14 protein-coding genes are annotated in these 15,026 nt (G+C 64.6%); 11 read left to right on the forward strand and 3 right to left on the reverse strand.

Features of this window, described 5'->3' with window-relative positions; all coding sequences use genetic code 11:
- Positions 1-117 precede the first annotated feature (117 nt).
- The 8 genes from A8G00_RS19140 (at position 118) to A8G00_RS19175 (ending at position 8,324) form a co-directional block, all read left to right on the forward strand.
- A complete protein-coding gene (locus A8G00_RS19140; protein WP_025549052.1) occupies positions 118-570 on the forward strand; it encodes a GatB/YqeY domain-containing protein in 453 nt (150 codons plus the stop codon).
- 90 nt (positions 571-660) lie between these two features.
- Positions 661-999: a GIY-YIG nuclease family protein gene (locus tag A8G00_RS19145; RefSeq protein ID WP_226870255.1), complete on the forward strand. Its 339-nt coding sequence runs from the start codon at positions 661-663 to the stop codon at positions 997-999.
- Positions 996-2,897, forward strand: coding sequence for a DNA primase (dnaG, locus tag A8G00_RS19150; protein ID WP_103001416.1), 1,902 nt, complete (start codon positions 996-998; stop codon positions 2,895-2,897). Before A8G00_RS19145 ends, dnaG begins: the two co-directional genes overlap by 4 nt.
- A gap of 45 nt (positions 2,898-2,942) precedes the next feature.
- Complete coding sequence (gene rpoD / locus A8G00_RS19155; RefSeq protein WP_025549049.1) at positions 2,943-4,988, forward strand: RNA polymerase sigma factor RpoD; 2,046 nt, start codon at positions 2,943-2,945, stop codon at positions 4,986-4,988.
- A 156-nt stretch (positions 4,989-5,144) separates the two neighbouring features.
- Positions 5,145-5,843: a hypothetical protein gene (locus A8G00_RS19160; RefSeq protein ID WP_103001417.1), complete on the forward strand. Its 699-nt coding sequence runs from the start codon at positions 5,145-5,147 to the stop codon at positions 5,841-5,843.
- A gap of 66 nt (positions 5,844-5,909) precedes the next feature.
- Positions 5,910-6,755 (forward strand): MoxR family ATPase, encoded by an 846-nt coding sequence (locus A8G00_RS19165; RefSeq protein WP_044662013.1) that lies wholly within the window; start codon positions 5,910-5,912, stop codon positions 6,753-6,755.
- A 38-nt stretch (positions 6,756-6,793) separates the two neighbouring features.
- Positions 6,794-7,207, forward strand: coding sequence for a GFA family protein (locus tag A8G00_RS19170; RefSeq protein ID WP_025549045.1), 414 nt, complete (start codon positions 6,794-6,796; stop codon positions 7,205-7,207).
- 94 nt (positions 7,208-7,301) lie between these two features.
- Positions 7,302-8,324 carry a hypothetical protein gene (locus A8G00_RS19175; RefSeq protein ID WP_103001418.1) on the forward strand — a complete coding sequence of 341 codons (1,023 nt, stop codon included), beginning with the start codon at positions 7,302-7,304 and terminating at the stop codon, positions 8,322-8,324.
- A gap of 9 nt (positions 8,325-8,333) precedes the next feature.
- On the opposite strand, the gene A8G00_RS19180 is transcribed toward A8G00_RS19175, so the two are convergent.
- Complete coding sequence (locus A8G00_RS19180; protein ID WP_172451913.1) at positions 8,334-9,698, reverse strand: methyl-accepting chemotaxis protein; 1,365 nt, start codon at positions 9,696-9,698, stop codon at positions 8,334-8,336.
- Positions 9,699-9,836: 138 nt separating this feature from the next.
- On the opposite strand from A8G00_RS19180, the gene A8G00_RS19185 reads away from it, so the two are divergent.
- Positions 9,837-11,012 carry a VWA domain-containing protein gene (locus tag A8G00_RS19185; protein WP_103001420.1) on the forward strand — a complete coding sequence of 392 codons (1,176 nt, stop codon included), beginning with the start codon at positions 9,837-9,839 and terminating at the stop codon, positions 11,010-11,012.
- A 58-nt stretch (positions 11,013-11,070) separates the two neighbouring features.
- On the opposite strand, the gene A8G00_RS19190 is transcribed toward A8G00_RS19185, so the two are convergent.
- The gene (locus A8G00_RS19190) at positions 11,071-12,159 is read right to left on the reverse strand and encodes an anhydro-N-acetylmuramic acid kinase (protein ID WP_044662009.1); all 1,089 of its coding nucleotides are present in this window, start codon (positions 12,157-12,159) and stop codon (positions 11,071-11,073) included.
- Positions 12,160-12,212: 53 nt separating this feature from the next.
- Between A8G00_RS19190 and tyrS the strand changes: the two genes are divergently transcribed.
- Both tyrS and A8G00_RS19200 read left to right on the forward strand, forming a co-directional pair.
- On the forward strand, positions 12,213-13,430 hold the full coding sequence (gene tyrS, locus A8G00_RS19195) for a tyrosine--tRNA ligase (RefSeq protein WP_103001421.1): 1,218 nt from the start codon (positions 12,213-12,215) through the stop codon (positions 13,428-13,430).
- A gap of 76 nt (positions 13,431-13,506) precedes the next feature.
- Positions 13,507-13,860, forward strand: a complete 354-nt coding sequence (locus A8G00_RS19200; RefSeq protein ID WP_025549037.1) for a PilZ domain-containing protein — start codon at positions 13,507-13,509, stop codon at positions 13,858-13,860.
- Here A8G00_RS19200 and A8G00_RS19205 read toward each other — a convergent pair.
- Complete coding sequence (locus tag A8G00_RS19205; protein ID WP_103001422.1) at positions 13,832-14,923, reverse strand: mechanosensitive ion channel family protein; 1,092 nt, start codon at positions 14,921-14,923, stop codon at positions 13,832-13,834. The two genes, A8G00_RS19200 and A8G00_RS19205, sit on opposite strands and share 29 nt — an antisense overlap.
- Between the last annotated feature and the right edge of the window lie 103 nt (positions 14,924-15,026).

Below are 15,026 nucleotides of genomic sequence, written 5' to 3' on the forward strand. Positions count from 1 at the left end.
CTGAAGCGGGTTAAACGGCCGGTCACCTATGCGCGAGAGGCCGCGGGGTCAACTCCTGTTAAAAATCTCTTTTGGCGTTATATCTGGACCTTTCCGGAAGAGACAGGATTCATTCGCATGATTCGCGACGAGATCAAAAGCGCCCAAATCGCCGCCATGAAGGCGGGAGAGAAGGATCGGCTGGCCGCCGTGCGCCTGATCCTGGCGAAGCTGAAGGATCGCGACATAGAACTGCGCACCGCATCCAGCGTGCCGGATGACGACACGGTCGTGGTCGAGGTGCTCCAGAAGATGGCGAAGCAGCGCCGCGAATCCATCGACATGTTCAGGAGCGGCGGCCGCGACGAACTGGCCGCGAAGGAACAGGCCGAACTGGACGTGATCGACAGCTTCCTGCCGCAACAGCTCAGCGAGGACGAGACGAAGGCCGCCATAGAGGCGATCAAGGCGGAAGTGGGCGCGGCGAGCGTCAAGGACATGGGCAAGGTCATGGCCGTGCTGAAGGAACGGCACGGATCGGTGATCGACATGAGCAAGGCCAGCGGGCTGGTGAAGGCGGCGCTTTCCTGAGGCAACATCTTCGCAATCTTCCTGCATCCGGCGCGCCCTCGACATTGATGGACGTTCCGGCATAATCGCATGATGGCGTTCTGGACCTATATGCTGCGATGCTCGGATGGGCGCTATCATACGGGTCGCACCGATGACCTCCACCATAGGATTGGACGGCATCGGGCGGGACAGGGCAGCCAATTCTCACGCGGGCGCTTGCCGCTCATGCTGGTCTGGAGCGAAGCCTTTTCTTCCCGAATTGAAGCCTTGGAAGCGGAACGGATCGTCGGCGGCTGGTCGCATGCCAAAAAGGAGGCAATGATCGCGGGCAATTGGTCCTTGGTTTCCCTGCTCGCCCGGCCGCCGCGTGAGCGTTTCTCGACTTCGCTCGAAACGAACGGAGTTCTGGCCGATGCGTTCAGGCGTGCGGATTTGAGCTGGGCATGAGCCTATCCCCGGCCTTCCTCGACGAATTGCGCGCGCGCACCTCTCTTTCCACCCTGATCGGGCGGACGGTGAAGGTGCAGAAGGCAGGCCGCGAATATAAGGCCTGCTGCCCCTTCCATAATGAGAAGACGCCCAGCTTCACGATAAACGACGAAAAGGGCTTCTATCACTGCTTCGGCTGCGGCGCGCATGGCGACGCAATCCGGTGGATGACCGATCATCGCGGCCTTCCCTTCATGGAAGCGGTGAAGGAACTGGCGCAGGCGGCGGGCATGGACGTTCCCGCCCCCGATCCACGCGCGGCGAAACGGGCGGAACAGGCCAGGGGCCTGCATGACGTCATGGCCGCCGCGCAGGGCTTTTTCGAGGAGCAGCTTGGCGGAATTGAGGGCGCGGAGGCGAGAGCCTATCTCCAGCAGCGCGGCATCGCCGCGGGAACGGCCAGGACCTTCGGCTTCGGCTTCTCGCCTGACGGGCGGGGGCGGCTCAAGACAGCGCTCAAGGAATTTGGCGAACCGCTGCTGATCGAGGCGGGATTGCTCATCGACCCGGATGGCGCCGAACCGGATGGCGGAAATGCCAGAAAGCGCGACAGCTATGATCGCTTCCGGGGCCGGCTGATGTTGCCGATCCGGGACATCAGAGGCCGGGTGATCGCTTTTGGCGGGCGCATATTGGGCGCGGGCGAACCCAAATATCTGAACTCCCCCGACACGCCGCTCTTCGACAAGGGGCGGACGCTCTACAATATCGACCGGGCCTCCCCCGCCAGCCGGCAGACGGGCCGGATCATCGTCGTGGAGGGCTATATGGACGTGATCGCCCTCGCCCAGGCCGGCTTTGAAGAATCGGTGGCGCCCCTGGGCACGGCGCTTACGGAACATCAGATCGAGCGCCTGTGGAAGATGGCCGATGTGCCGATCCTCTGTTTCGACGGCGATCCGGCGGGGCAGAAGGCCGCGATCCGGGCAGCGACCCGGGCCCTGCCCCTGCTCCGACCAGGCATGAGCCTGGCCTTTGCGACTCTGCCGGCCGGGCAGGACCCGGACGACCTCATCCGCGCGGAGGGGCCTGCGGCGATAGAAGCGGTGCTGGGCGCCGCCGAACCGCTGGTCGAGCGCCTTTGGAAATATGAACAGGCTGCCGCGCCGCTGGATACGCCGGAGCAGCGCGCCGCGCTCAAGCAGCGCCTGTCCGCGATCACCGACGCCATCGCCCATCCCGACGTGCGGGCGCATTATGTCCACGCCTTTCGGGAACGCTATGACGCGCTGTTCTTCGCGCGGGCGGCCTTCCAGCCCCGTCATCAGCGCGGCGGGGGCAGCGCCCGCTCCGGCTGGCAGCGCGACCGGCGCGGCAATTGGAAGCCCCCCCTGCCCCCCGCAGGAAGCGAGGCAAGGGCGATCGGCGCAAGCGGCATGGAGCAGCGGCTTTTGCGCGCCGTCCTCGCCAGCCTGCTTCGGCATCCCGATCAGATTGCGCTGCATCGCGAGATGCTTATCGGGCTTCGCATCGCCGACACCGTGCTGGCGGAACTGCTGAACGCGATGATCGCGGCCTCGTTCAGCAAAGAAACAGTTGAAACCGGTGGCCTCCTTACCATATTGGGGCAAGGTGAAGTGTATAATATGGCGAAGGGAATGCTTCGGGCCGACACGTTCACATTCACCCCCCATGGAAGCAAGGCCGACTCGGATCGCGTGCGGCGCGATCTGGACGAGGCCATTCGGGTGATGGCGCAGGGACCGGAGCTTGAGGCGGCGTTGGCTGAAGCCACCCGGCGGGCGAGAGACGACCTCAATGAGGACAGCTTTGCCGAACAGCAAAGGGTCCGCAAGTTGAAGCTGGATCATGATCGCCGCCTGGCGGAACTGGCGCAGTCCGAAGATATTATATGATATGGATCGTCCCTTTCACGGGGGCGGCGGAATTAAGGCGAATAAATGGCGAGCAAGGCGAACAGCAAGGGTGCGGGCGAGGATACGGATACCGGCGATGCACCGCTGCTGGATCTGAACGAGGCGTCGGTCAAGAAGCTGATCGCCCGCGCGAAGAAGCGCGGCTACATCACCTATGACGAGCTGAACGACGCGCTGCCGCAGGACCAGATGTCCTCCGAGCAGATCGAGGACATCATGTCCGCGCTCAACGAAATGGGCGTGAACATCGTCGAGAATGAGGAAGCCAGCGAGGACGGCGAGGATCAGCGCGACGACGGCGACGACGACAGCGCGGACGACAGCGCCGACGACGACGGCTCGCCGCGTCCCGTTACCGAGAAGAAGAAGGAAACGGTCGACCGCACCGACGACCCCGTGCGCATGTACCTGCGCGAGATGGGGGCCGTGGAACTGCTCAGCCGCGAGGGCGAGATCGCCATCGCCAAGCGGATCGAGGCGGGCCGCGACACGATGATCCTGGGGCTGTGCGAAAGCCCGACCACCTTCAACGCGATCATCGAATGGTCGACCGCGCTCAACAATGGCGAGATGCAGCTGCGCGAGATCCTGGATCTCGACGCGATGCTGTCCAAGGATCCCGCTCCGGAAAATCTGGAGGAAGGCGCCGAGGACGACGATGGCGAAATCAGCGAGAAGACCGCCGGACCCAGCTTCAAGGAAGAGGAGGAACCGGAAGAGGAATCAGCCGATTCCGACGAGGATGAGGACGGCCTGACGGAGCGGCGCGCCCGCCGGATGGAGGAGGAGGAAGAGGAGGACAACACCCTCTCCCTCGCCCAGATGGAAGAGACGCTGAAGCCGATGGCGCTGGAGAAATTCGCGACCATCACGGAGATTTTCCGCACCTTCTCCAAGGCGCAGGAATCGCGCATGGCCGCCATGGCCAATGGAGAGACGCTGAGCCAGAAGGCGGAGGACGACTATCAGGAACTGCGCGAGCAGCTCACCGCCGAGGTCGAAAGCGTCCAGTTCCACCAGCAGAAGATCGAATATCTGGTCGACCAGCTTTACGCCTATAACCGGCGCCTGACCGCGCTGGGCGGGCAGATGCTGCGCCTGGCCGAACGGCACAAGGTGAGCCGCAAGGATTTCCTCGACCGCTATGTCAATCATGAGCTGGACGATGGCTGGCTCGACAAGGTGTCCGGTCTGGACAAGAAATGGGCCGCCTTCGCCGCAGCCGAGGGGCGCGCGGTCGAGCGCATCCGCCTTGAGGTGAGCGAGATCGCGCAGGCGACCGGCATGTCGCTGTCCGAATTCCGCCGCATCGTCAACATGGTGCAGAAGGGCGAGCGCGAGGCGCGCATCGCGAAGAAGGAAATGGTCGAGGCGAACCTGCGCCTCGTCATCTCCATCGCTAAAAAATATACGAACCGCGGCCTGCAATTCCTTGATCTTATTCAGGAAGGCAATATCGGCCTGATGAAGGCGGTCGACAAGTTCGAATATCGGCGCGGCTACAAGTTCAGCACCTACGCGACCTGGTGGATCAGGCAGGCGATCACTCGCTCCATCGCGGATCAGGCGCGGACCATCCGCATCCCGGTCCACATGATCGAGACGATCAACAAGCTGGTCCGCACCAGCCGCCAGTTCCTGCACGAACAGGGCCGCGAACCGACTCCGGAGGAGATGGCCGAGCGGCTGTCCATGCCGCTGGAGAAGGTGCGCAAGGTGATGAAGATCGCCAAGGAGCCGATCTCCCTCGAAACGCCGATCGGCGACGAGGAGGATTCGCATCTGGGCGATTTCATCGAGGACAAGAATGCGATCATCCCGGTGGACGCCGCGATCCAGGCGAACCTCAAGGAAACCGTCACCCGCGTGCTTGCCTCGCTGACCCCGCGCGAGGAGCGCGTGCTGCGCATGCGCTTCGGCATCGGCATGAACACCGACCATACGCTGGAGGAGGTCGGCCAGCAGTTCAGCGTGACCCGCGAACGAATCCGCCAGATCGAGGCGAAGGCGCTGCGCAAGCTCAAGCACCCCAGCCGCAGCCGCAAGATGCGCAGCTTCCTCGACCAATAGCGGCGCCTCGGCAGACCGAGGCGGCAACGCGGCGGAATGATCCGAAAGGGCGGCTTCGGGCCGCCCTTTTTTACTGGCGTAAACTCCTCTTTTACCTCGACTCTCTAGGGTCGCCTGCACGAGGCCGCGCCAGCAGCGGGGCTTTAGGGGAAGACGATGAGCGAAGCAGCACCGCGCTATCAATTTGGCGATGTATCGCAGATCCTGGACGCCGTGGTCGCCGCCGACGGCACGGCCGGGCATGGCTATGCCAGTGGCGCGCGGGCCAGCTTCGGCCCCAATGCCACGCTGTCGCTGCCCGATCTGGCCGATGCCGCCTATTATCTTTGCCTTCTGCATGGCCGCCACCCCGGCGTGATCGACCATGCCGCCACGCGGTCGGCGGACAATGCGGCGCGCGCCTGGCTGATCCAGGCGGCCGACGCCTTCGCGCGGGAACGGGCCTATCTGACCCAGGTGACGGTCGCGGTCGGCCCCGCCCCCAGCACGGCGGGGCAGAGCGATTGCGAAACCGTCGTCAGCCAGCAGCGCCACGCCCTCGACATGCTGGCCCAGTCGGACCGGCGCGGCTGCGCCATGGGGGCGGCCATCGCGCTGGTGCTCGACTGGCGTGCCGTGCGGCATGTGCTGGACATCGCCGCGATTCGCGTCGGGCTGGAACCCCATGTCTGCGTCCTTCCGGACCGCGCGGCGACGCTGGAGGTCGCCAGGGAAATCGGCGGCGACGATGCCATCGACCGCGCCATCCTGTTCGGAACGCGCCAGTTGCTGAACCAGCATCGCGGGCTGTGGGACGTCCTTCAGGCCCGCGCGAAGATCCGCGCCGGCAAGGACCAGGCCGCAAACCGCGCATAAAGGCTTTGCGCTCCTCCCCTGCTTTGCCATAGTTGGCCCCACACAGGCAGGATGAGAAGCAGGAACATGCGGTTTGAAGGCACGCGGGATTATGTCGCCACCGATGATCTGAAGGTCGCCGTCAACGCCGCGGTGCTGCTTCGCCGTCCGCTGCTGGTGAAGGGGGAGCCGGGCACCGGCAAGACCGTGCTGGCGCAGGAAATCGCCAAGGCGCTGGACGCTCCGCTGATCGAATGGAACGTCAAGTCGACGACCAAGGCGCATCAGGGACTTTATGAATATGACGCCGTCGCCCGGCTGCGCGACGGCCAGCTGGGCGATCCGCGCGTTCACGACATCGGCAATTACATCCGCAAGGGCAAGCTGTGGGAGGCATTCACCTCCCCCACCCTGCCGGTCCTGCTGATCGATGAGATCGACAAGGCCGACATAGAATTCCCCAACGACCTGTTGCAGGAACTCGATCGCATGGCCTTCCATGTCTATGAGACGGGGGAGACCGTGGCGGCGAAGGAACGGCCCGTGGTCGTCATCACCTCCAATAACGAGAAGGAACTGCCCGACGCCTTCCTGCGCCGCTGCTTTTTCCACTATATCAAATTTCCCGACCGGGAGACGATGCAGGCCATCATCGACGTGCATTTCCCCGGCATCCAGAAGATATTGGTCAACCGCGCTCTCGAAATATTCTACGAAATCCGGGAGGTGCCCGGCCTCAAGAAGAAGCCGTCCACCAGCGAACTGCTCGACTGGCTGAAGCTGATCCTGGCGGAGGACATGCCGCTCGACATATTGCAGGACCGCGATCCCACCAAGGCGATCCCGCCGTTGCACGGCGCGCTGCTCAAGAATGAGCAGGACATCATGATGTTCGAACGGCTCGCCTTCATGGCCCGGCGCCAGGGGCGATAGGGACCACTCCACCCCCGCTCAACGAAAGGCCGCGAACCATGACTCATCAAGCCGGATGCCTGTGCGGACAGGTGCGGATCAGCATCGATGCGGAACCCTTGGCGGCGCGCATGTGCTGGTGCCGGCTCTGCCAATATCTGGGCGGCGGATCGGGCACGGTGAATGTCTGCTTCCCTTCCGACAAGCTGACCGTCACCGGCGACCTGCGCTGGCACCACAGCGTCGCGGACAGCGGCAATGCGATGCGGCGCGGCTTCTGCCCCGAATGCGGCACGCCGCTGTTCAGCCTGGCCGAATCGCGTCCGCACCTGACATTCGTCCGCGCCGGAGCGCTTGACGATCCCGATCTTCTGGCCCCTCAGGCCGTCATCTGGACCGACGCGGCGCCCGCCTGGGCGCATCTGGACCCTGATCTGCCCCATTATCCGGCACAAATGCCCCCCGTAAGCTAAAAGGCCGCTTGCGCAGCCGGTGCATTTCGGCTCAACTTTCCTCCTGACATTCAAAGCCGCGAAAAGACGGCCATGAATTTAGGGAAGGATGCCAATGCCCAAGCGTGCGTTGTCCCTAATATCGGCGGTGCTGGCCTTGTCAGCGCCTGCGTTCGCGCGCGCGGCCGAGGAACGGGAAGCCTGGACACCCACCGCCACCGCCCTGCGCGCCGACGCCGCGGGGATCGGCATGCCGCAAAGCGTGGCCGGCCTGTCGCTCGCCAAGAGCGGGGAGGTTTCCAACGGCGGCAAGGGCATCGACAATTACGCGCAATATCTGTCCGACGACGGCGCGGTCCAGGCGACGCTCTATGTCTATCTGCCCAGCTATGCCGACGCCTCGCTCGCCGCCTATATGACGGACAAGGCCGTGACGGAGCGTTTCGGAGCGAGGACGCGCCGCACCGCTTATTCCAGCGTCGCGGTGGCCGGACATGCCAATGGCGCCATCCGCGCCGTCTATGACGATGCCGCCGACGGCGCGCTCACCACGGCTGCGGCTTTCCTGCACGCCGGGCGATGGCTGGTGAAGCTCCGCGTCACCGGGCCGACGGAACGACGGAAGGAAGTGCTGGCGGGGCTGGACGGCATGCTGGCGGGTCTTCAGTTCGATGATGCATCCTCGATCCATGCGACCAGGCCCGCTCGACTGGCCGCCTGCCCCGCCAATGAAGGCGGCGACGCCCGCCTCACCGCGCAAACCACGTCCGCGCCCGCCGATATTTCCCTGCCGCGCGAAGGGCAGGAACCGCTCTGCATAAGGGGCAAGGTCGACACCGCCGAGGGCAGCTACGACATTCTCCAGCAGGCCGGCGCCGCAGATGGCGCGATCGTCGTGCCGGTGGACGACGCAGGCACCATGGTCGCGTTCGATCCCGCGAAGGACGGCTATCGGCTCTCCATCCATTCCGTGGGTCAGACCGACCTCTACGGCGTCTATGACAAGGTGCCGAGCGCCCGCCAGATCGCCCAGATCCTGGACGGAAAGGACCCTCAGACGGCCCAGGCCGGCGCGACCGCCGACTATGCCGCCAATGGCGAGGTGACGGTGCGGACGGCTGGCGTGAAGCTGCGCTGAGAGGGGCGATCAGATCAGATAGCCGACCTCATAAAGCCCCCAGCGCCGTCCGCTGAACATCAGCGGCACGAACACGCTGCGCAACGCCCGATAACGCCCCTCGCCCAGATCCTGGCGGTAAGTGAACAGGAAGAAGTCCCCATCGCCGTCCAGCGCGCGGCGAGTCTGGCTGTCCATGAATATCTGCCGGTTGCGGGCATGTTCCATGTTCCAGCGCGTCTGGCCGGGCCGCTGCGGCTGGCTGCGCGCGCTGATATGCGTGGGCAGATAGCCGTTCATGTCGATCAGGCAGCAGCCGACGATGGCGCTGTCCTGCGCGGTCCGCCGGTCGAGCAAGGGCTGCACGCAGCGGTCGGCAAAGGCGGTGAAGCCATTTTCATATTGCGTCGGGTCGGAAGCGGGCAGCGGCCGGTAGGCGGTATCGAACAGGCTGCCCATGTCCATTTCCCCCTCCGCCAGCGCCCGCTCGATCAGCGCCTGAATCTCCTCCGCGCCTTCTTCGGCCAGGGCGATATAGCGGCTGTTGCGCGTGACATGGCCGCTATGCGCCGCCCGGTTGAGCATCGCGTTCGCCATCCCCTCCAGCCCTTCCAGGTGGCCGCGCGCGGTTTCGACGCGGGTCGCGCTTTCCGTCGCCGACTGGCTGAAGCGGGCAAGTCCCTGCCGCAGGGCCTCAACGTCGCCATCGGCCTCGTCCGTGCAGGTGACGATCGTTTCAGACCGGTCCCCGAACTGCGTCACCAGCGAAGCGATCTCGGCCATGCTGACCCGCAGCGTATCGATATGCGAACCGACTTCGCGGCCGCGCAGGATATTGGCCTCCACCCCGCCGATCAGTTGCCGGGCATCGCGGTCGAGCTGGCCCAGCTTGTCGCCCACGGACGCGGCGGACTCGCCGGCCTGCCCGGCCAGCCGCCGGATCTCGTCCGCCACCACGGCAAAGCCCTGCGTCGCCTCGCCGCCGCGCGCCGCCTCGATCGCTGCGTTCACGCCCAGAAGGCGGGTCTGGCGGGCGATCGCGCCCAGTTGCCCTGAAATATCGCCGACCGTCTCGATGACGTCCAGGAACTGACGCAGATGCCCTTCCAGTCCGGTCACATTCTCGATCAGTTCCGTGATCTGGCCCAGGGAACGTCCGATCGCCTCATGCCCCTGCGCGATGATCTGCCCCGCCCGACGCGCCGTAAGGCTGAGTTCCTGCGCCGCGAGCACGCTTTCATTCTGGCTGACCGCCAGCGCCTCCATCGTCGACTGCAATTCCCCCAGATGCGCCGAATCCGCCTGGATGCGGCGGGTCAGTTCCCCCAGGAAACCCGCCGTTTCGCTGCATTGCAATGCGATGTCGCCCGATCTTTCCCCCAGGTCGGTCAACAAATCCCCGTTTTCCAATGATCGCCGCCCTATTCCGCCCGATATGGATACTGCCTTGTTAACGATGCATTGCAACACTTAACATTCCGACAACGCCCCGCGCTTGCATGATCGGGCAAGCTGGCGGACAAGGGGGCCGTCATGATGCTCAACTTTCTCGACGCGCTGCGCGCTGCCGGCATTCCCGCCGGCATAAAGGAACATCTGCTGCTGCTGGAGGCGCTGGACCGGGACGTCATCGGGCAGCGGCCGGAGGATTTCTATTATCTCGCTCGCGCCACCTATGTGAAGGATGAAGGGCTGATCGACCGTTTCGACCAGGTGTTCGCCCGCGTCTTCAAGGGCGTGCTGGGCAGCGAAGGGGTCGAAGCGGACATTCCCGAGGAATGGCTGCGGCTGGTGGCGGAGAAATTCCTCAGTCCGCAGGAGATGGAGAAGATCAGGTCGCTGGGAAGCTGGGACGAGATCATGGAGACGCTGAAGAAGCGGCTGGACGAGCAGAAGGGGCGTCATCAGGGCGGCAATAAATGGATCGGCACCGGCGGCACCTCGCCCTTCGGCCATGGCGGCTATAATCCGGAGGGGGTGCGGATCGGCGGCGAGAGCCGGCACAAGCGCGCCATCAAGGTGTGGGAAAAGCGCGAATTCGCCAATCTGGACAATCAGAAGGAACTGGGCACCCGCAACATCAAGGTCGCGCTGCGGCGGCTGCGGCGCTTCGCGCGGGACGGGGCGGCGGACGAGCTGGACCTGGACGAAACGATCCGGGGAACCGCGCGGCAGGGCTGGCTCGACATCCGCATGCGGCCGGAGCGGCACAATGCGGTGAAGCTGCTCCTGTTCCTGGACGTGGGCGGATCGATGGACCCATTCATCACGCTTTGCGAGGAGCTGTTCTCGGCAGCGACGAGCGAATTCAAGAATATGGAATTCTTCTACTTCCACAACTGCCTCTACGAAGGGGTGTGGAAGGACAACCGCCGCCGCTTTTCGGAGCGGACGCCGACCTGGGACATCCTCCACAAATATGGGCATGACTATAAGGTGATCTTCGTCGGGGACGCGGCGATGAGCCCCTATGAGATCAGCCATCCCGGCGGCTCGGTCGAACATATGAACGAGGAACCGGGCGCAACCTGGCTGAGCCGCGTGCTGCACACCTATCCGGCCGCCGTGTGGCTGAACCCCGCGCAGGAAGCGCATTGGGGCTATAGCCAGTCCACCAGGATGATCCGCGAAATCATGAATGACCGCATGTATCCCCTGACGATCGAGGGGATTGACGACGCCATGCGGGAACTGACGCGCAAGCGGTGAACCCGGGCCGATTCAGCGATATTCCTCCCTCCGCAGGCGGGAGGGGGTCAGGGAAATATCATGCCGGTTCGAAGAGCACGCCCCCCGTCATCGGCCGCGGCGCGCCGGTCGTGCCGGGGAAACTGATCGGCAGGCCCTTCATATGGCGGACAGCCATATAGGCGAAACCCTGCGCCTCCAGGGCGTCCCCGTCCCATCCGAGGTCGTCCACCGGTCGGACCTCCGCGCCGGTATAATCGCCCAGCATGCGCATCAGCGTCGCATTGTGGCGCCCGCCACCCGCGACATAGATGCGCTTGGGCCGCTCCGCGAGATGCCCTAGCCCCCGCGAGACCGCCGCGGCGGAAAAGGCCGTCAGCGTCGCGGCGCCATCCGCCAGCGGCAGCCCGCGCACGGCATCGATGGTGAAGGCCTCGCGGTCTATGCTCTTGGGCGGAGGGACGGCGAACCAGGGATCGGCCAGCATGTGCGCCAGCCGATCTTCATCCACCCGGCCGCCGGCCGCCGTCGCGCCGTTCTCATCGAAGCTCCGGTCGCCATGGCTCTGCATCCAATTATCGATGAGGCCGCTCGCCATGCCGGTATCGAAGGCGACGATTTCCCCGTCGGCGGCGATGGCGGTGATGTTGGCGACCCCGCCCAGGTTCAGCACCGCAACGGGTTTCGCCAGATCATGGGCCAGGGCGCGGTGATAGACGGGGAGCAGCGGAGCGCCCTGTCCGCCCGCCGCGACATCGGCGCTGCGCAGGTCCGCGACGACGGGAATGCCGAAGGCCCCCGCCAGGGCGGCGCCGTCCCCGATCTGCCAGGTCCAGCGCCATTCGGGGCGATGCGCCACGGTATGGCCGTGGAAGCCGATGACGGCGACGTCCTGCGTGACATGGCCGCTGCGGGCCAGCAGGTCCGACACCGCCTCGACATGAAGCTCGGTCAGTTCTTCCTCGACCGCGTGGATGAGCGGTTCGAACCCCGGCCTGTCCATCGCCATGGCGCGCCCGCAGGCTTCGGCCAGGCGAAGGCGGAAGCCCTCGCCATAGGGCATGGCATGGAAAGCGATGCCCTTGCTGGCGCCCTCGCCATCGGTCTCGATCAGCGCGGCGTCTATGCCGTCGCGGGATGTGCCCGACATCAGGCCTATTGCGAGCATCGAATGATCCTGCCTCTTTTACGTTATTCCTCTCAATGCTACAGGGCCGCGCCATGAGCAACTACCAGTCCGATCTGCTCCGCCTGCTCGAAGCGCGCGGCTATATCCACCAGTTGACCGATGCGGAGGGTCTGGACGCCCTGGCCGCCAGGCAGGTCGTGCCGGGCTATATCGGCTTTGATCCCACGGCGCCCTCGCTGCATGTGGGCCATCTGGTGTCGATCATGATGCTGCGGCAGTTGCAGAAGGCTGGGCACAAGCCCATCGTCCTGATGGGCGGCGGCACCGGCAAGATCGGCGATCCCAGCTTCAAGGACGAAGCACGCAAGCTGCTGACCACCGACGCCATCGCGCAGAATGTCGGCAGCATCAAATGCGTGTTCGAACGGTTCCTGACATTCGGCGACGGACCGACCGACGCGATCATGGTCGACAATGCGGATTGGCTGGACCGGCTGGAATATATCCCTTTCCTGCGCGACATCGGCCAGCATTTCTCGGTCAACCGGATGCTGAGCTTCGATTCGGTGAAGCTGCGGCTGGACCGGGAACAGTCGCTGAGCTTCCTGGAATTCAACTATATGATCCTCCAGGCCTATGACTTTCTGGAACTGTCGCGCCGTTCGGCCTGCCGGTTGCAGATGGGCGGATCGGACCAGTGGGGCAATATCGTCAACGGCGTTGAGCTGGCGCGACGGGTGGACGGCACGCAGGTGTTCGGACTGACGACACCGCTGCTCACCAATGCCGACGGCACCAAGATGGGCAAGACCGTGGGCGGCGCGGTGTGGCTCAACGAGGACCAGCTTTCCAGCTATGATTACTGGCAGTTCTGGCGCAACACGGCCGATGCCGACGTCGCCAGCCGGCTGCGGCTGTTCACCGACCTGCCGATGGACGAGGTGGAACGGCTGGCCGCCCTGCAGGGCGCTGAGATCAACGAGGCGAAGAAGATCCTGGCGAACGAGGCGACGGCGCTCTGCCGCGGCGCCGATGCCGCCGCCGCCGCCGCGGAAACGGCCCGCCGGACTTTCGAGGAGGGCGCCTCCGATGCCAATCTGCCGACCGTCAGCCTTGGCGCGGACGGGCTGAACATCGTGCAGGGCACCGCCGCGCTGGGCTTTGCCGCCTCCAACAAGGAAGTGCGGCGGAAGCTGGCGGAAGGCGCCATCCGCGTCAATGGAGAGGTGGTGAACGACCCCGCCCTGCCCCTGAAGGCGGGGGACAAGGTCAGCTTCGGCGCGAAGAAGCACGGGCTGGTAACCGCCTGAAATCGAAAGAGCGTGCAGCGCGCCTTAACCATGGAAGGTAAGGAATAGGCCACCTTCCTTATCTTATCCTGCGGGCATGCCTTCGGTGTTCGCAAGCCTGTCCCATCTGAACCAGTCGCGGGACCCCGCCGCCAACCAGCGACGCGTGCAGCGGGATTTGGTCGATATGGTCAGCCATATCACCGCGCAGGGGCGAACCCATGGCGCGCGGATCATCAACATCTCCGCCCTGGGATTGATGTGCCGGACGGATGCGCCGTTGGCCATGGGCGAACGGGTGACAATATGGCTGCCCGTGGTGAAGGACCATGCCGGGCACGTGCGCTGGTCGGAAGATGGGCGGATCGGCGTCGAGTTCCTGAGGCGGATCGAACCGCATGTCTATGACGCGATGCTGTCCCTCATTCCGCCACGGCAGACGGCCTGGTAAACGCCTTCGCAAGATCATCCCCCGCCTCCAGCCGCTGGCGCGAACGGACCAGCGCCTGCGGCATTTGCGTGCGCAGGAAATTCATCATCGCCTCCCGCACCTCGCAGCGCAGGTCGAAGGCTATGCCGGCATTGCGGGCGCTCAGCAGGCCGCGCAGTTCCAGCGCATCGGCGCGCTGGTCGGTGACCTGCAATATCGCGACCCGCCCATCCCAGCGGCTGTTGGCCTTGACCGCCTCGATGAATTTCGCCCGGATCGCCTCTATGTCGGCGGCGGGATCGACGTAAAGGAATACGGTGCCGAGCAGGTCGGAGGTTTTCGTCGTCCAGTTCTGGAACGGCTTTTCCAGGAAATAGGAAACCGGCACGATCATCCGCCGGTCGTCCCAGATGCGGATGACGACATAGGTCAGCTTGATGTCCTCGATCCGGCCCCACTCGCCCTCGACGATCACGACATCGTCCAGCCGGATCGGTTCTGAAAAGGCCATCTGGATGCCGGCGATCAGGTTCTTGAGCGCGGGCTGCGCCGCCGCGCCGACGGCCAGCCCGGCCAGCCCCGCCGACGCCATCAGCGTAACCCCGACGCTCCGCACGCCGGGAATGGCGATCAGCATCAGCGAGACGATCAGGAAGCCGACGATGAACTGCGTCACGCGGTAGAGGATGCGGATGCGGGTATGCTGCCGCCGCGCCTTCAGATTATCCTCCACGCTGATGTCGCTGCGGCGCTCCAGGATGATGCGCCCCGCCCGCATCAGGGAAAAGATCAGCCAGCCCATCAGCAGGATGAACAGCATTTTCGATCCGATGGACCAGATCGCCTCCACATGCGGGCTGAAGGTCAGCGGCTGGATGCCCGCGGCCAGCGTCATGAGGACGATCAGCCAGCGGCTGGGGTGATAGAGGGCGGGAAGGATCACCGGCTCTATCCGCATCCGCCGCACGATGCGGGTCGCCAGCCAATAGACCAGCCAATGGAGCAGGAAGGCAACGGCGACCGACAGGCCGATCGAGATCGCCGCCATCGACGTGACATGGTGCAGGCTGATGTCGGATTGCATGGTCCTGCAACGACAGGGCCGCGGGATGGTTTCGCAGGTGCGGCAGGCCGTTGCTTCCACGATGCGTGCCGACCCTGCGAGGGAAACGCCGCCCGGTCGCATA

This window comes from Sphingobium sp. SA916 (genome assembly GCF_002894065.1).
Classification (GTDB): Bacteria; Pseudomonadota; Alphaproteobacteria; order Sphingomonadales; family Sphingomonadaceae; genus Sphingobium; species Sphingobium fuliginis.

Coding starts and splice junctions, on each gene's coding strand:
- A8G00_RS19140 (WP_025549052.1), top strand. CDS start 118: ATGATTCGCGACGAGATCAAAAGCGCCCAAATCGCCGCCATGAAGGCG.
- dnaG (WP_103001416.1), top strand. CDS start 996: ATGAGCCTATCCCCGGCCTTCCTCGACGAATTGCGCGCGCGCACCTCT.
- A8G00_RS19190 (WP_044662009.1), bottom strand. CDS start 12,159: ATGCTCGCAATAGGCCTGATGTCGGGCACATCCCGCGACGGCATAGAC.
- A8G00_RS19170 (WP_025549045.1), top strand. CDS start 6,794: ATGACTCATCAAGCCGGATGCCTGTGCGGACAGGTGCGGATCAGCATC.
- A8G00_RS19160 (WP_103001417.1), top strand. CDS start 5,145: ATGAGCGAAGCAGCACCGCGCTATCAATTTGGCGATGTATCGCAGATC.
- A8G00_RS19145 (WP_226870255.1), top strand. CDS start 661: ATGCTGCGATGCTCGGATGGGCGCTATCATACGGGTCGCACCGATGAC.
- A8G00_RS19175 (WP_103001418.1), top strand. CDS start 7,302: ATGCCCAAGCGTGCGTTGTCCCTAATATCGGCGGTGCTGGCCTTGTCA.
- A8G00_RS19205 (WP_103001422.1), bottom strand. CDS start 14,923: ATGCAATCCGACATCAGCCTGCACCATGTCACGTCGATGGCGGCGATC.
- A8G00_RS19200 (WP_025549037.1), top strand. CDS start 13,507: ATGCCTTCGGTGTTCGCAAGCCTGTCCCATCTGAACCAGTCGCGGGAC.
- tyrS (WP_103001421.1), top strand. CDS start 12,213: ATGAGCAACTACCAGTCCGATCTGCTCCGCCTGCTCGAAGCGCGCGGC.
- rpoD (WP_025549049.1), top strand. CDS start 2,943: ATGGCGAGCAAGGCGAACAGCAAGGGTGCGGGCGAGGATACGGATACC.
- A8G00_RS19165 (WP_044662013.1), top strand. CDS start 5,910: ATGCGGTTTGAAGGCACGCGGGATTATGTCGCCACCGATGATCTGAAG.
- A8G00_RS19185 (WP_103001420.1), top strand. CDS start 9,837: ATGATGCTCAACTTTCTCGACGCGCTGCGCGCTGCCGGCATTCCCGCC.